Origin of the sequence: Flavobacterium sp. (assembly GCF_017744675.1) — a bacterium.
Taxonomy (GTDB): Bacteria; Bacteroidota; Bacteroidia; order Flavobacteriales; family Flavobacteriaceae; genus Flavobacterium.
Genome location: NZ_JAGIAV010000006.1, coordinates 70,182 through 85,997, shown reverse-complemented (window position 1 = coordinate 85,997; position 15,816 = coordinate 70,182). Strand labels below are relative to the sequence as shown.

The window sequence follows — 15,816 nt, the reverse complement described above, 5'->3', positions numbered from 1 at the left end:
TTTCATAATTCACATTAAAAACTCAAACATTTTGATTCTCGATATTAAAAATACATTCACCGAAATTGGAGAAACTACCATCTTCGCCAAAAGGTTTTTTAAAGAGGTTTTTATTCCGCCTTATGAGACCCGAGAGTTTCTAAAGCAATGTTATGTCATAGGATATAAATCTTTCCCTTTGGTGGCGATTACAGGTTTTATTATGGGATTGGTGCTTACACTGCAATCTCGTCCAACATTGGTACAATTTGGTGCAGAATCCTGGCTTCCCGGAATGGTCGCGCTTTCGCTAATAAGAGAAATCGCTCCTGTGATTACAGCTTTAATCTGCGCAGGAAAAATCTCGTCGGGAATTGGAGCCGAATTAGGATCTATGAAGGTAACCGAACAGATTGATGCCATGGAAGTTTCAGCTGTAAATCCGTACAATTATTTGGTGGTAACGAGAGTGCTAGCTTGCACTTTGATGGTTCCTATTTTAGTGTTTTTTGCAGATGCCATCGGAATTATTGGCGGTTATGTTGGCATAAACATTCACGGAGATGTTAATTTTTACAGGTTTTTAACCCAAATCATTCAATCCTTAGAATATTTAGATCTTCTTCCGGCAACGTTAAAAACTTTCTTTTTTGGATTTGTGATCGGAATCATTGGATGCTATAAAGGATTTAATGCATCAAACGGAACTGAAAGTGTGGGGCAAGCAGCCAATTCTGCTGTTGTAACAGCTTCTTTAAGCATTTTTATTATCGATATGGTTGCTGTTCAAATAACCGATTTATTCTTTTAAAATGATGGAGGAAAAATTACATAAAGAACCTAAAACAAAAGAGAAAAATCAAACTCCAATTATAGAGATTAAAGATTTGCATAAAACTTTTGGAAAAGACAATGCCGTTTTAAAAGGCGTAAATCTCACTTTGAATAAAGGAGAAGATTTAGTGGTTTTAGGACGCTCTGGCTCTGGAAAATCGGTAACCATAAAATGTATTGTGGGATTGATCGAACCAGACAAAGGTGAAATTAAAGTTTTTGACGAAAACGTTCTTAATATATCAAAAAGCGAGCTGAATGAAATTAGAGTCCGAATCGGATTTTTGTTCCAAAGCGGAGCACTTTACGATTCAATGTCGGTTAGAGAAAATCTCGCTTTTACTTTAACTAAACACAAACGCGATTTAAGCCCTGAAGAAGTTGAAAGTGAAGTAATGGAAGCATTGGAAAATGTCGGTCTTGCCGAGGCTGTAGACAAAATGCCTTCTGAACTTTCGGGCGGTATGAGAAAAAGAATCGGTCTAGCGCGCACTTTGATTTTAAAACCTGAAATCATTCTGTACGATGAACCTACAACAGGTTTGGATACCATAACTTCTAGAGAAATCAGCGAATTGATCTTAGACATTAAACACAAACAAAAAACTTCTTCGATCATTATTACTCATGATATGGCTTGTGCAAAAATGACCGCCGACCGTATTATAGTTTTAAAAGATGGTGTAATTCATGCCGAAGGAACTTACGAAGAATTAGAAAAAGACGAAGACGAATGGGTGCGCTCATTTTTTGAATAAAGCAAAATAAATAATAGAAATCATGGAAAAACAATCTGGATATACTTGGAAATTGGGAATGTTTGTAACAATAGGCTTGCTGCTTTTTATAATGGCAGTATATTTTATAGGAAAACAGCAGAATCTTTTTGGTTCTACCTTCCACATTAGCTCTCAATTTAAAACAGTAAGCGGATTAGAAGTCGGAAACAATGTTCGTTTTTCTGGAATTAATGTCGGAACTGTAGAACAGATCCAGTTAAAAAACGACTCGACTGTTAAGGTTATTTTGGTGATGAAAGAAGAAGTTAGAAAATTCATTAAAACTGATGCTACAGCCAGTATTGGTTCTGATGGTTTAATGGGAGATAAAGTCCTCACTATTTCACCCGGCGCCAAATCTCAAAAAGTGATTGAAGATAACGGACAAATCGCTTCTGTTGACGGAATCGAAATGTATGATATTATGAAAAGCGTGAAGAAAAGCGTGGATAATATTGGCGTGATTTCAGACGAATTAGCCATTTTCAGCCACAGCATGAACAACGGAAACGGCGCCTTAGCAAGATTGGTTAAAGATGATAAAATGGCCAACAGTGTCTCAAACACGCTTTCTAACCTAGAAAGTGGTACAAAAGGCTTTAGCGAAAATATGGAAGCGGCAAAAAGCAATTTCCTTTTTAGAGGCTACTTCAAGAAAAAAGAGAAAGAAAAAAAGGAAAAGGCAGAGGAAAGAAAAGAGAAGCAGGAAGAAAGAAAAGAGAAACAGGAAGAAGCTAAAAAAGAACAGCAAGAGAAAGCTGCCAAAGAAAAAGAGGAAAAAGAACAGAAAGAGAAAGAACAGAAAGAGAAAGAAGAACAGCAAAAGCAGGAAGATACTAAAAAGTAAATTCTAAAAATTCCAAAATCTAAATCCCAAATTCCAAAATCTAAAATCTAAAATTTACAAGCTAGCATCTCACATCTCACATCTCACATCTCACAATTCACAATTCACAATTATAAAAGTATATGCCTAGTACATTCAAACATACCGCCTTTAAAGTTTTAAAGATTACTGGAATTACGATTGCTGTGATTTTGTTTTTGCTATTTATTATTCCGTTGCTTTTTCCTGGAAAAATTGCTTCGGAAGTAAAGAAAATTGCCAACGAAAGACTGGATACCAAACTTGATTTTACCAAATCTAAACTTTCATTTTTTACGCACTTTCCGTCCTTAACTGTTTCTTTAGACGATTTGTCTTTAACAGGCTCTAAGCCTTTTAGCAATGATACTTTATTAAAAGCAGATCAGGTTGCTTTTGGAATTGATATAAAAAGACTGTTGTTTGATAACGAAGTTAAAATCAATAAACTCTACGTTTCTGATGCCTCGATTAATATTATGGTGAACGAAAAAGGTCAGGCTAATTATAATATTTATGTTGCCCCAGAAGACAGAAAAAATGAAAAAGAAGATCCAAATGCTCCTGAAGAAGGAACAGCTATTCGATTGGAACGTATTGATTTGCAAAACTGCCATGTGAAATACAACGACCGCTCTGCCAAAATTTTAGTTGATGCAAAAGGGTTTAATTATATAGGAAAAGGAAATTTGAGCGAAGACATTTTTGATCTCGCAACCGATGCCAAAATCGACAATCTGGATTTCTATTATGATCGAACAGGTTATTTAAGACGAAAAAAAGTTCGCGCCGATTTAATTACCCGAATCAATACGCATGCTCTTACTTTTATTCTTCAAAAAAATGAACTTCATATCAATAAACTGCCTTTAAAGTTTACTGGGATATTCAGCATTTTAAGAGACGGATACAAAATCAATATCAAAGCCGCTTCAGAGAACACCACCGTAAAAGATTTACTTTCTGTAATGCCTCCCGAATATCTTACTTGGCTAGAAAGAACTGAAATTTCTGGAAGAAGTGATTTGTTGCTTAGTTTTAAAGGAGATTATAATGTTTCGAAAAAGCAAAAACCAAATTTGGCATTCAATCTAAAAATTAATGAAGGAGCTGTAAATTATAAAAACGCACCAGTTCCTTTAACCGACTTCCAAATGGATTTGAATGCCATGCTTCCGTCTTTAGATGCAGAACAACTACTCGTTAATCTGAGAACACTGAAATTTAAGGTTGGCGAAAAGGATTATTTTAATGCTTATCTGCACAGTAGAGGTTTAAGCGAAATGTCGATTAATGCAAGTGTAAAAGGCGCTTTGGACCTTGCTGTTGTGGATGCAGCATTAGGTTTGGAAAATATTGATTTGAAAGGGATTTTAAAAACCGATATTCAGGCGCGCGGACTTTTTAGCACTTCAAAAAAACTATTTCCGAAAACTATTGGCGGAATTTCGCTTCGAAATGGATGGCTCAAAACCAAGTATTATCCAAATCCTATTACCAACATCACTTTTGTGGCAAACATGCTTAATAAAGCTGGAACGTATCAAGATTTGATTGTTGCTGTAGCGCCAGCATCTTTTGTTTTTGAAGGAAATCCTGTTTACGTAAATGCTACTTTATCTGATTTTAACGATCTGGCTTATAATGCAAAAATTAAAGGCGAACTGAATGTTGGCAGAATCTATCAGGTTTTCTCTCAGAAAGGTCTTGATTTAACAGGTTATGCAAAAGCAGATCTTTCGTTAAAAGGAAAACAAAGTTATGCCACAACGGGACAATATGATAAGTTGGACAATAAGGGAACCTTATTGCTTAAGAATATCAAAGCAACTTCAGAATTGTTTCCGAAAGCCTTTTTTATCAAACAGGGAAATTTCCGTTTTCAGAATGAAAAAATGTGGTTTGAAAAATTCAATGCTTCGTACGGAAAATCAGATTTTGATATCAATGGCTATCTCTTAAATGCTATCAACTACTTTTTAGAATCAAAAGGCACTTTGAGCGGAAACTTCAATTTAAAATCAAAACTCATTAATGTTGATGAATTTATGGCTTTAAAAGAGGGCGAAAACAAAGACCGAAAGATTGAAGTGCAATATGCCAAAGAAGATCATCCAAAAATGAGCGGTGTTGTTATTATTCCGAAAAACCTAAATGTAAGTTTAAATGCAAATGCAGAAAAAATCGAATACAATAAATTGGTTTTTAACAAATTAAACGGAAAAATAGGAATAAAAAAAGAAGGGTTTTATTTAGAAAACATTACCTTTAGTATAATTGACTGTATTTTAGGTGTTAATGCGTTGTATAAGGACGAATCTCCAACGGCGGCACATTTTGACGCGCACTTTACAGCAAAAGATTTTGATGTGCAAAGGGCATACAAAGAAATTCCGATGTTTCATGACATGGTTACCGCGGCCGAAAAAGCACATGGAATAATCTCTGTTGACTACAACGTAAAAGGAGATTTGAATGGAAATATGGGGCCAATTTATGAATCTATGCAAGGCGGAGGAACAATTAATCTTCGTGATGTAAAAATTAAAGGACTAAAACTTTTTGATGGAATTAGTTCTAAAACTGGACAAAGCGGTTTGAACAATCCTGATATGAAAGGTATTGAAATCAAATCGACCATAGATAAAAATCTTATAATAATTGAGCCATTTACCTTTAGCGTAGCCAGTTTTAGACCTACGATTAAAGGAACAACAAGCTTTGACGGACTTTTGGATCTGAGAATGCGTTTAGGTCTCCCACTCTTCGGAATTATAGGTTTTCCGATTGTAATTACGGGAACGCATGAAGCTCCAAAAATTAAAATATTCAGCAAAACGGGACAAGAAATTAGTCCTGCTGTTTATGACGAAAAAAACAATAAAGTAATTCGAAAAGAACACGTTAGTAAACCCAACACAAAATAACAATGAATTCTAAATCTCAATATAAAAGCAGTGCATTCGAAAAGTTTGCCACAAAAGTTTCAAAAGCTGCCGGAAGCACTCCGGCTTTTATCGGCGCCTTTTTATTGGTTGTTGGCTGGGCCATTTCGGGGCCTATTTTTGATTATTCTGAAACTTGGCAATTGGTAATTAATACAGGCACAACCATCATTACTTTCTTAATGGTTTTCTTAATTCAAAAAGCGCAAAACAAAGATTCGCTTGCCATTCAGTTAAAATTAAACGAACTCGTTGCATCCAATGATTTATCAAGCAATAGTCTTGTTGATATCGAAAATATGACCGAAGAGGAAATGATCATTATTCAGAAATATTACCATCGTTTAAGCCAATTGGCAAAAAAAGATAAAACGATCAGAACATCCCATTCACTTGCAGAAGCAGAAGATGTTCATAGCCGTAAAACAGAAAAAACCGTAAAACCAAATACAACTAGAAAAACTACCAAAAACACCTCTAAAAAAATAACCAAAAAATGAAATTGAGCTCTACTAAAACCTATTGGCCTCTAAAAAATGCCATAAAACAAAGTTACCCTTCAATAGATTCTGATATCCACACCGATATTCTAATTATTGGTGGAGGCATAACAGGAGCTTTAACAGCCTACAAATTATTAAATGAAGGAAAAAAGATCGTTCTTGTAGACCGTCGCGATGTCTGTGGCGGAAGCACTTCGGGCAGTACGGCTTTGCTGCAGTATGAAATCGATGTTCCTTTACATCAGCTCATTAAACTTCGCGGCACCAGATGCGCAGTCGATAGCTACCAAAACGGTAAAAAAGCCATTTTCGACCTTCGAAATATAATTGATACTGTGGGGTGCGACTGTGGTTTTGAATTTAAAAAAAGCGTCTATTTTACCACTTTAAAAAAAGATGTCCCTTATTTGAAAAATGAATTTAAAGCCCGAAAACAACACGGTTTTGAAATCAGCTGGCTCGGCAGATCAGAATTGCAGAAAATGGGCTTAAATGCCATTGCTGGAGTAGAATCTAAAACTGCTGCGGTTATGGATCCGTTTAAACTGGCGACAGATCTTTTATTTCATTGCCATGAGAAAGGAATGCAGATTTTTGACCGAACGGATATAACTTTTATTCAGCATCAAAAAGGTACTATTCTAGCCACAACCGATTCTAAACATGTCATTACAGCCGATCATATTATACATTGCACAGGTTACGAAAGCACAGAAACGCTCAAAGAAAAAGTAGTCGATTTGAAAAGCACTTATGTTATTGCTTCAGAAAGTCACCCCGACCTTCCAGAGAATTTTAAAAACACTATTTTTTGGGATACAGCATCGCCCTATCATTACATCAGAACTACAGATGATAACCGCATTATAATGGGTGGCGGAGATGAAGAATTTAGAGACACTTCAAAGCGTGATAAATTGCTTCCTAAAAAAGAAGTCTATCTGCTAAAACAGTTCTTTAAAAGATTTCCAGATATAAATTTTAAAATTGACTATTCCTGGGCAGGCACTTTTGGAGAAACCAAAGACGGTCTTCCCTACTTTGGAAAACCAAATCCGAGAAAAAATGAACATTACATTCTAGGTTTCGGAGGAAACGGAATCACTTTCAGCGTAATTGGAATGAATTCAATCCTGGATTCTCTTAATAATAAAAAGAATACGGATTTAGATTATTATCGATTTGGGAGGTAAAAAAAAATGCTTTTTTTTTAGTGACAAAGAGACAAAGGTTCAAAGTGACAAAGATTTAAGAACCTTGTCAATTTGAACCTTTGTTCCTTTGCAACTTTATATATCATGCTTTAGAGCTAACGACTTCAAATAAAAGCAGAACTTTTTTGTAAGCCCTCCAAGTAAAACCTTTGCAACTTTATATATCACGCTTTAGAGCTAACGACTTCAAATAAAAAGCAGAGCTTTTTTTATAAGCCCTCCAAGTAAAACCTTTGTCACTTTGTCACTTTGAACCTTTGTCCCTTCCCCCATCACGCCGTAATAGCCAAAGAATTCAAATTAAACTTATATTCTTTCGGACTGCAATTGAATTTTTGTTTGAATATTTTAGAGAAATAACTTCTGCTGGTGAAACCAATGCAGTACACGATTTCTGAAATATTAAGATCGGATGTTCTAATTAAGATTTCGGCTTTTAGAACGCGCATATGCGTAATGTAATCATTGACTGTACGATTGTGAATCATTTTGAAGCCTTCCTGAAGTTTGTTTGGAGATAATCCTGATTTTTTGCTTAGGGATTTGATTGAAAAAGCTTCTTCGGGACTTGATTTTATAAATTCTGAGAGTTCTTTTATTTCTTCCAATTCTCTTAAAGTCAGTCCGTTTGATTCATTCGCGAAAGCGTGCAAATCGTCTGAGTGCTGCTGAATTTCCATTGCTAGAATAATTCTCATAATTCCTTCTTTCAATAAATTGCGAACAATTCCTGTTTGTGTAATTGAGTTAAGCTGTTCGATTTTTTCTGCAATCTGTAAATTATAAGAACCTATATAAAAGAAATCTGTTACCTGATTATTTTCAAAAAAAGTATCTTTTACCTGCTGGTTCAAAGAATGAGCTTGATTGTTGGCATCAATTTGTGTTCCTACAATAATCAGGGTTAGTTTTGTTTTTTTTCCTTTTTCAAAGAATAAAACATTGTCTTGATTTTCTTTAGAGGTAACAATTGCAGTCTGAAACGTTTTTAGTTTTCGTTCTTCTCCATTCAATCCAAAACTGTGCGAAAGATTACCTGTAGAACAGTAGGCAAAATAAATAGGCGACGATTTTACATTTAGAAAATCCAATCTCACATCTGTAGAAAACGTCATATCAAACTGAACATACGAAATATTATCTGTAAAGGAAGCTCCCATAATTGAACCTTCAGCAAAGCTATTTTCTACTTCAAGTGCATATTCATCTAAATCAAACGTCACCTTTCCGCCAAAACTAGTCTGAAGTTCATCAAATATATTTTGAGTTTTTTCTGTATTTATAGTAACTATTTTCATGGTTTGCCGGATTTAAATTTATAATTTGCTAAACAGATTATTTTAGAAATCTGAAAGTCAAAGTTCGTTTAAAGACCCACCAAAAATGTTATATAATTTTTTGGTTTTGTTTTATAATTCCTTATAAATGTTTATTTTAACATAATCCCACATTGATTTAATAAATAGCTATGAAAAGTTTTTCGTTTGCCCCTATTAGTTCTCCCACTTCCAAAATTCTAATTTTAGGCACCATGCCTGGAACAAAATCTTTAGAACTCAATCAATATTATGGACATAATCAGAATAACTTCTGGAAGTTTATGTTTCAGATTCTAGGTAAAGAATTTTCTACTGATTATGAAGTGAGAAAAAATTTGTTAATTGAAAATAATATTGCCCTCTGGGATGTCTTACAATTTTGTGATCGTGTTGGAAGTCTAGATAGTGCCATTAAAAACGAAATCGCAAATGATTTTGAATATTTCCTAGAAACTCATCCAAAAATTGAAAGCATTCTTTTTAACGGGCAAAAAGCAGCGGCATTTTTTAAAAAGTATGTTCACTTAACCAAAGAATATCAAACTTTTACACTTCCATCGACTAGTCCGGCCAATGCTGGCAAGACTTTTCAAGACAAATTGAACGAATGGAGCATTATTAAAACCTTATTATAAACCCTTTCATTTTATATAATTAAAATGCAAATATTGGAATCATGTAACTTTTTCCGTTTAAAATATAACAAAATACAACCACTCTCGATCTAATTTTACATCAAAGAAAAATAAGCCATAGTGAAGATAGGATAACGAAATGAAAAGGCTTTATTCTTATTAAAATTTACAAAGCAAACTGTAAAAAGTTTAGTCTATAAAGAGAACATTGGTTATGTTAGTTTATTTTTGGGAAAAAGCTACTCTATAGAAATATAGAGTAGTTTTGTTTTATAGATTAGCCTCAAAACTTAAAAGCATGAAAATTCAGACCTATAATAATCATATACGATTCTATACCCCACACCATTTTATATATTATCCTGTTTTAATTTTATTCTTAATCGCCAGCATTTACTTGGCAATTACAACAGAAGATCATCTAATATGGGCCTTTATCAGTGTGGCATTTATATTTCTTTTTGTACTGGCTTATATGCTGCGCCAGCACTACGCACTAACGCTACAAAACAGAATTGTGCGTTTAGAAATGCGTTATCGCTATTTTACCCTGACTGGCAAAAGATTCGAAGAATTTGAATACAAACTTACAGACGATCAAATATTTGCATTACGATTTGCACCAGACAACGAGTTGATTCCGCTTATAGAAGATGTGCTAAAAAACAACTTAACAGGCGACGCAATCAAAAAAGCAATCGTACACTGGAAAGCAGATTATCATAGAGTTTAATAAAAATCAAATTCCAAATCTGAAATTCCAAATTCCAAATCTGGATTTTTAAATTTTAAATCTCAAATTCCAATAGCAATCTTAATTTAAATTTTCAAAGTTATTTTTGGTATTGCCATTTTCATTGATATTTGAAATTTGACATTGTCATTGACATTTAAAATTGTTATTGAACTTTTTTCTTGTTGAAAAGGATATACAACAGAAACAATACAATCCAAACTGCAATAATTACAGCAAAATAGATTGCTATAATAGTTGGGTGAAGATAATTTGGTTCGTAGAACAATTGATCTAAAGTTTTTAATTTTTCTGCTAAAGCTTTCCTATCAAAATTATTTCGGATTCCGTTAAGCGATTTGTCGTGATTATTTCTGTAACGATATACGTCTTGCGTTAGGAGTTTCGGAATTAAATTTGTCTCTACATTGTATTTCTTTAAAAGTGTATCTAATTGCTGAAAAGTATACAGTAAGGAATCTTTCTTCGACTTATACAGCAAGTTATAGCGATCTACGGCAGCTTTATACTGCTGCTTATCAATAGAATCCCCATGAACAGGATTAAACAACGATTTATTTTCTAAGAAAATGCAAATCTCCTCATCGTGTTCTGGATGAACGGGAACACTCTTAAAAATAATCTCTGTAGTATCTCCAATACTCTTTTTTGAGATTACTCTTTTGTGCAATTCTTCTTTATCAAAACCAATTATATCAAAGATGCTGTCTGCTTTACTTGTGGTTTTATCAAAAGTGCTGGTTAAGGCTCTTATAGTATCAATACCATAATAATTGGTTTCTATAATAGGATATTCTCCCGGTTCAATTGTATCTTCTTGCTTGATTACAGGATAAGGTTTTGGAAACAAAATGTTTTCATAATTAAATAATTTCTCCGAACTATACGAAGTATATCCATATAGAAACGGATTTAGAACATTCAGTAGTTTTTTATCTTTATTAAAAGCATTTTCCGATAATTCCGATTTCAGTTTGGCATTCATTCCGAAACTGTAACTAACAAAAAACGAAAAAGTCAGGAATGAGATAAAAAGCAAACAAACACTAACCTTAATCAAATTGCCTCCTTTATAGTTTTCTCTAGAATGATTTCGAATTAGAAAAATAAGAAAGAAAAGCAAAAACAAACCACTCACAAAAAAATGCGAAATCGAAACGTCGTCGTAAAATTTAAACCTATAAAATTCGGTATAGATAGTAATGCTTTTCAGCCCATTAAAAGTAAAATAACCATATAAAAAGTAAGCTAAATGAATTAAGGCTAATACAATAACAGATTTTACAAAATAACGCTTTAGATTTTTGTTCATTTTTTTTAAAGTTGCTAAGGTTCTAAGATACTAAGACTCTAAGTATTTTTTTGAGGTTCACAATATACTTAAAATTTATTTTAGCAAAAAAGTATTACAAATAAAAAAGACGCGAAAAATCGCGTCCTTAAAATTTTGGTTAGATGCACAGCAGTGCATCAAAGGATAAAAACTTAGCATCTTAGAAGCTTAGTATCTTAGCCCCTTTTTATTTAGAAATATCAAACCCTTCCTTAACAATTTCGCTTTCAACCTTGTCAATCAATTTATTGGTTTTGCCTGTGAGCCTTTCTTTTTTCCAGTCTCCTTTTACATAAATAATCAATGTAATAAGAGCTGTTACAACAGAAGCAGTTGGGAAAGCCCACCAAATTCCGATTTTTCCTAAAGACGTATTATGAGACAAAATATAAGCTAGCGGAAACTGAATAACCCATTGCGAAACCAAAGTTAGAATCATGGGTAATTTTGTATTTCCAACAGCTCGGAAAACGCCCGTTAAGCAAAGCTGAAGTCCTAAAAATCCCCAAGAAAGGCATGTAATTCTCAACAATTCTGTTCCACCTTTAATAACGGCTTGATCGTTCGGAACGAAAAATGCAATTAAATACGGCGCAAAAATAAAAGCTATGATTCCGAGGCCTGTTAATAATCCAAAACCAAGATAAGCTCCAAGCTTTGAAATTTGGGCAGCTCGATCAATATTTCCCGCACCAATATTTTGTCCGACAAGAGTAGCAATCGCCATTGATAATCCTAACGCTGGAATTAAAATCAGCTGAATTAGATTTGAACCAGCACCATAAGAAGCAACCGTTAAGGTTCCAAAACGCACAATCAAAAATGTAATCGCCATCATTCCCAATGCGCGCATCGACTGCTCGATTGAAGACGGAAAACCAATTTCAAAAGCTCTTTTGATATGTTTATAATCAGGTTTAAAATCAGAAATGCGAAGATGAATGCCGTGTTTTCCTCTAAACAAAATGGCAAATCCGATTATAATTGCCAGAAGCTGCGTAAACAAAGTTGCCAAAGCAGCTCCTTTTACACCTAAAGCTGGAATAAAATTCCATCCGTAAATAAACAGCGGATCTAAGGCAAAATTCAAGATAACAGTTCCTAATACAATATAAACGGGCAGCGTAACACGGCCAACTCCACGCATTATCGATTGGAAAATCATAAATCCGAAACTAAACACCAAACCAACAAACGCCACGCGCATAAATCCTAAAGCATCAACATAAACCGTAGGCTCTACCTTTAAGAGATATAAAAAATACGGACTTAAAATATAGCCGATAATAGATAAGAAAACCGAAACAATAATCACCATCGACAAAGTTTGTGCGGCCACGTGATTGACCATTTTCTGGTTTCCTGCTCCAAAATATTGTGCAATTAGAATAGAACCCGCAATCGCCAATCCGGTTCCTAAAGCAATGGTTAAAAATATTACGGGCGTACTTATAGAAACCGCCGCAACGGCATCTCCTCCTAAACGTCCTACCCAAAAAGCATCAACCAACTGATATGCGGCTTGTAATAAATTAGCAATCATAATTGGAATCGCTAATTTTAATAATGAAGAAAGGATTGGACCTTCTAACAATTCATTTTTTTTCATTTATTCGAAATAATTATTTTAAAATCAGTTGACATATCAACTTTTAAAGTTCAAAAAAAATTAAAGCATTTCTAGCTTATCTGCATAAGATCTTACCGCATTTAGCGCTTCGATTTTTTCTTTTGGAGAAAAAACAGACATTACTTCCTCTTCTGCTCTTTTCATCAGCAAACGAATATTTTTAGCCAGTGCAATTCCCTCATCTGTAAGACTTACAATGTTTTTGCGTTTATCTATTTTATCTTTTACCACCTCAACCAAGTTCTTTTTTTCAAGGGCTGAAATACTTCTTAAAATAGACGATTTATCGCGCATTGTTTTGTCTGACAATTCTCTCTGCGAAAGACTTTTATGATGCAAAATCATCAGCAATGGCAATTGTTCCAGCTGCAATGTGATTCCTGCTTCGAACATTAACGCATTTGTACGTCTGAAAATTGCTCGTTTGATGCGATGAATCTGAAAGAAGAAACTATCTGATATTTCCTCTTTCCAAAAATTTGAAAAACTTTCTCTATCGGTATGTTTTTTTTCCATGATGCAAAATTACAAAAAAGAGTGACATGTCAACTATTTTTTAAACAAATTCTTATTTTACTGATATCCAATTCATTCACAAAAATAATTTGAAAGCAAAAACAAAAATGAACGATTATTTTTACTAACTTTAATTGTTAAATATTACCTAATAAAAACTTAAAAACTACTCTGATGAAACAATTATTTATTTTTTTGGTAATGATGCTCCTTTGGATTCCGTTAAATGCTCAAACTGTTGCAGAATCTAGCAAAAATGAAGACTTAACAACTAATCTAAAAACCGAAAACGAAAATTTTCAAGATAATACAATAGAAGATCTGCCCTGGCACAATAGAAAATTTAAAGTTTCTGCTGGTGGTTTTTTCCCTGTAAATAATACTGTAGTTAAAGTTGAAGGCAACAACGGAAATATAGGAACTGAAATTGATCTTGAAAATGATTTAGGATTTGCTAAATCAACTGCCTCTTTTTTGGGAACATTTGACTGGCGCATATCCAAAAGATCTCGATTAGGTTTTGAGTATTTTGTACTAGACAGAACGGCAACCAAAACCCTGCAAAGGGAAATTAACTTTGGAGACCATACTTATCCAATAGATGGGAGCGTTCGAGGTACTTTTAATGTGCAGATTATGAGAGTCGCTTATGGATACGCAATTCTTTCTAAACCTAAATATCAAGCTGGTCTATTAATTGGTGCGCATGTGCTTTTTGCAGACTTAGGCTTAAAATTAGAAGCCAATACACAAAGTGTAGAATATCACGATAATTTTGACTTTACTGCTCCATTGCCAGATATTGGAATATGGGGAGAATTTGTTCTTGGAAAACGTTGGGGTTTATATGCCAACGTAAATTATCTTGCCGTAAAAATTAATGATACCGATGGCAGAATTATAAGCTACAATTTGTCGGTTTTGTATAATGTTGTCGACAACTTTAGCCTTACTGCTGGTTATACCGGCTTGAATTTTAGAGTAGATACTATACAGGAACGCTTAAATGGTTTCCTAAAATGGGGCTATAACGGACCAACAATAACAGCTGTTTATACTTTTGGAAAACATGTTAAGGTGACTAAATAAAGGTTCTAAGGGACTGAGGGACTAAGGGGCTAAGGTTCTACGTTTTTTTTAATCATAAACATTTTTTTTAGCGAACAAGAGGCCATAAACAAACTCGCTTCGATCACAAATTCAAAACAACTGAATCGAAACAGGTATGACTTATGTTATTAAAAAACCATAAAATAGCAATTATTGGCGCTGGACCTGTCGGACTTACAATGGCTAGATTACTTCAACAAAAAGGAATTGAGGTAACAGTCTACGAAAGAGATAAAGATGCCTCTACGCGAATTTCAGGAAGTACGCTAAATCTTTATAAAAAATCTGGACAAGAAGCCCTGAAAAGAGCAGGATTATTAGAGCGTTATTTTGAAATGGCAATACCATTGGGAAAAATTGTTACCAGTGAGCAGGGCAAAATATTATACTCCCGACAAACGACAGCCCAAGAACAACGTGCTAATCCTGAAATAAACAGAAATCATTTACGGCAAATCTTACTTGAAAGCCTAACAAATAATACCGTGGTTTGGGATAAAAAACTAACCACGGTTACTGCAGCTGACAGGAAGTGGCATTTACAGTTTGAAGATGGTCACTTTGCAACGGCAGATTTTATTATTGGAGCCAATGGTGGAATGTCCATATTAAGAGATTACGTTACCGATGCAAAAATTGAATATACCGGAAGTTTTATTATAATGGGTGATGTGCTGGAACCAGCATCAAATTGTGCAGCATTTTATCAATTGTGCAATAATAATATGCTCTTGGCCCCGCACAAAGGGAATATATTAGCAGCAAATCCCAGAAATGATAACATGTTAACCTATGCATTAACTTTTAAAAAACCCGAAGAATGGGTTAGTCATAATGAATTAGATTTTGAAGATACCGAAAGTATTATTTCTTTTATATCTAAAAGATGTTCTAACTGGCATGAATGTTACCACGAATTGTTTCGATCGACCTCTTCTTTTATAAAACGCTCTACAACAAAAATACCCTTAAAAACCTGGAAAAATAATCGCCCCTTGCCTATAACTCTTATCGGTGATGCTGCACATGTTATGCCTCCTTTTGCCGGTCAGGGAGTAAACACAGGACTTTTGGACACCATCGTTTTATGCGATAATCTTACCAACGGAAAGTTTAAAACTATAGAAGCTGCGATAAAGGATTACGAAAAAAGAATGTTTGTTTATGCACACGAAGCACAACTGCAAACCAAAATGATCGAAACTATTATCTATCATCCGTATGCTGTTAATATGCTGCGTACTTTTTCGTAACCAAAATAAACCCGATAAAACTTCTTGGCAATTGTTTTTTTTTAGCGCAAAGCACGCTGAGTTTCTTTTACCCCAAATTACGCAAAGTATATTTATTGAGAATCTATACAAAGTATAAAAAATAAGTTCGCAAAGTTTTATCTACAC

14 protein-coding genes are annotated in these 15,816 nt (G+C 34.2%); 10 read left to right on the top strand and 4 right to left on the bottom strand.

Going from position 1 to position 15,816, the window contains the following annotated elements; all coding sequences use genetic code 11:
* The first annotated feature begins 31 nt into the window (after positions 1-31).
* The 6 genes from J7574_RS19215 (at position 32) to J7574_RS19190 (ending at position 7,098) form a co-directional block, all read left to right on the top strand.
* Positions 32-790, top strand: a complete 759-nt coding sequence (locus J7574_RS19215) for an ABC transporter permease (protein ID WP_290972464.1) — start codon at positions 32-34, stop codon at positions 788-790.
* 1 nt (position 791) lies between these two features.
* Positions 792-1,571: an ABC transporter ATP-binding protein gene (locus J7574_RS19210; RefSeq protein ID WP_290972462.1), complete on the top strand. Its 780-nt coding sequence runs from the start codon at positions 792-794 to the stop codon at positions 1,569-1,571.
* A 22-nt stretch (positions 1,572-1,593) separates the two neighbouring features.
* Positions 1,594-2,439, top strand: a complete 846-nt coding sequence (locus J7574_RS19205; RefSeq protein ID WP_290972460.1) for an MlaD family protein — start codon at positions 1,594-1,596, stop codon at positions 2,437-2,439.
* A 122-nt stretch (positions 2,440-2,561) separates the two neighbouring features.
* A complete protein-coding gene (locus J7574_RS19200) occupies positions 2,562-5,384 on the top strand; it encodes an AsmA family protein (protein ID WP_290972457.1) in 2,823 nt (940 codons plus the stop codon).
* 2 nt (positions 5,385-5,386) lie between these two features.
* Positions 5,387-5,902: a low affinity iron permease family protein gene (locus J7574_RS19195; RefSeq protein ID WP_290972454.1), complete on the top strand. Its 516-nt coding sequence runs from the start codon at positions 5,387-5,389 to the stop codon at positions 5,900-5,902.
* The gene (locus tag J7574_RS19190) at positions 5,899-7,098 is read left to right on the top strand and encodes an FAD-binding oxidoreductase (protein WP_290972451.1); all 1,200 of its coding nucleotides are present in this window, start codon (positions 5,899-5,901) and stop codon (positions 7,096-7,098) included. The genes J7574_RS19195 and J7574_RS19190 overlap by 4 nt, the downstream gene beginning before the upstream one ends.
* Before the next feature lie 293 nt (positions 7,099-7,391).
* Here the strand turns inward: J7574_RS19190 and J7574_RS19185 are convergent, their stop codons facing one another.
* Positions 7,392-8,417, bottom strand: coding sequence for an AraC family transcriptional regulator (locus J7574_RS19185; protein WP_290972449.1), 1,026 nt, complete (start codon positions 8,415-8,417; stop codon positions 7,392-7,394).
* 170 nt (positions 8,418-8,587) lie between these two features.
* On the opposite strand from J7574_RS19185, the gene J7574_RS19180 reads away from it, so the two are divergent.
* Positions 8,588-9,073: a DNA-deoxyinosine glycosylase gene (locus J7574_RS19180; protein ID WP_290972446.1), complete on the top strand. Its 486-nt coding sequence runs from the start codon at positions 8,588-8,590 to the stop codon at positions 9,071-9,073.
* A gap of 298 nt (positions 9,074-9,371) precedes the next feature.
* Positions 9,372-9,806 carry a DUF6526 family protein gene (locus J7574_RS19175; protein ID WP_290972443.1) on the top strand — a complete coding sequence of 145 codons (435 nt, stop codon included), beginning with the start codon at positions 9,372-9,374 and terminating at the stop codon, positions 9,804-9,806.
* A gap of 166 nt (positions 9,807-9,972) precedes the next feature.
* On the opposite strand, the gene J7574_RS19170 is transcribed toward J7574_RS19175, so the two are convergent.
* The 3 genes from J7574_RS19170 to J7574_RS19160 all read right to left on the bottom strand — a co-directional run bounded on the left by J7574_RS19170 (position 9,973) and on the right by J7574_RS19160 (position 13,306).
* On the bottom strand, positions 9,973-11,139 hold the full coding sequence (locus tag J7574_RS19170; RefSeq protein ID WP_290972440.1) for a hypothetical protein: 1,167 nt from the start codon (positions 11,137-11,139) through the stop codon (positions 9,973-9,975).
* A 208-nt stretch (positions 11,140-11,347) separates the two neighbouring features.
* Entirely contained in the window at positions 11,348-12,769 is a 1,422-nt protein-coding gene (locus tag J7574_RS19165) for an MATE family efflux transporter (protein ID WP_290972438.1), read from the bottom strand.
* A 60-nt stretch (positions 12,770-12,829) separates the two neighbouring features.
* Positions 12,830-13,306 carry a MarR family transcriptional regulator gene (locus tag J7574_RS19160; RefSeq protein ID WP_290972435.1) on the bottom strand — a complete coding sequence of 159 codons (477 nt, stop codon included), beginning with the start codon at positions 13,304-13,306 and terminating at the stop codon, positions 12,830-12,832.
* Between the two features lie 174 nt (positions 13,307-13,480).
* Here J7574_RS19160 and J7574_RS19155 point away from each other — a divergent pair, with 174 nt between their 5' ends.
* Together J7574_RS19155 and J7574_RS19150 are read left to right on the top strand one after the other, a co-directional pair.
* On the top strand, positions 13,481-14,395 hold the full coding sequence (locus J7574_RS19155; RefSeq protein ID WP_290972432.1) for a hypothetical protein: 915 nt from the start codon (positions 13,481-13,483) through the stop codon (positions 14,393-14,395).
* Between the two features lie 143 nt (positions 14,396-14,538).
* Positions 14,539-15,669, top strand: coding sequence for an NAD(P)/FAD-dependent oxidoreductase (locus J7574_RS19150; protein ID WP_290972429.1), 1,131 nt, complete (start codon positions 14,539-14,541; stop codon positions 15,667-15,669).
* The last annotated feature ends 147 nt before the right edge of the window (positions 15,670-15,816 follow it).

Coding starts and splice junctions, on each gene's coding strand:
- J7574_RS19210 (WP_290972462.1), top strand. CDS start 792: ATGATGGAGGAAAAATTACATAAAGAACCTAAAACAAAAGAGAAAAAT.
- J7574_RS19205 (WP_290972460.1), top strand. CDS start 1,594: ATGGAAAAACAATCTGGATATACTTGGAAATTGGGAATGTTTGTAACA.
- J7574_RS19200 (WP_290972457.1), top strand. CDS start 2,562: ATGCCTAGTACATTCAAACATACCGCCTTTAAAGTTTTAAAGATTACT.
- J7574_RS19195 (WP_290972454.1), top strand. CDS start 5,387: ATGAATTCTAAATCTCAATATAAAAGCAGTGCATTCGAAAAGTTTGCC.
- J7574_RS19190 (WP_290972451.1), top strand. CDS start 5,899: ATGAAATTGAGCTCTACTAAAACCTATTGGCCTCTAAAAAATGCCATA.
- J7574_RS19185 (WP_290972449.1), bottom strand. CDS start 8,417: ATGAAAATAGTTACTATAAATACAGAAAAAACTCAAAATATATTTGAT.
- J7574_RS19180 (WP_290972446.1), top strand. CDS start 8,588: ATGAAAAGTTTTTCGTTTGCCCCTATTAGTTCTCCCACTTCCAAAATT.
- J7574_RS19175 (WP_290972443.1), top strand. CDS start 9,372: ATGAAAATTCAGACCTATAATAATCATATACGATTCTATACCCCACAC.
- J7574_RS19170 (WP_290972440.1), bottom strand. CDS start 11,139: ATGAACAAAAATCTAAAGCGTTATTTTGTAAAATCTGTTATTGTATTA.
- J7574_RS19165 (WP_290972438.1), bottom strand. CDS start 12,769: ATGAAAAAAAATGAATTGTTAGAAGGTCCAATCCTTTCTTCATTATTA.
- J7574_RS19160 (WP_290972435.1), bottom strand. CDS start 13,306: ATGGAAAAAAAACATACCGATAGAGAAAGTTTTTCAAATTTTTGGAAA.
- J7574_RS19155 (WP_290972432.1), top strand. CDS start 13,481: ATGAAACAATTATTTATTTTTTTGGTAATGATGCTCCTTTGGATTCCG.
- J7574_RS19150 (WP_290972429.1), top strand. CDS start 14,539: ATGTTATTAAAAAACCATAAAATAGCAATTATTGGCGCTGGACCTGTC.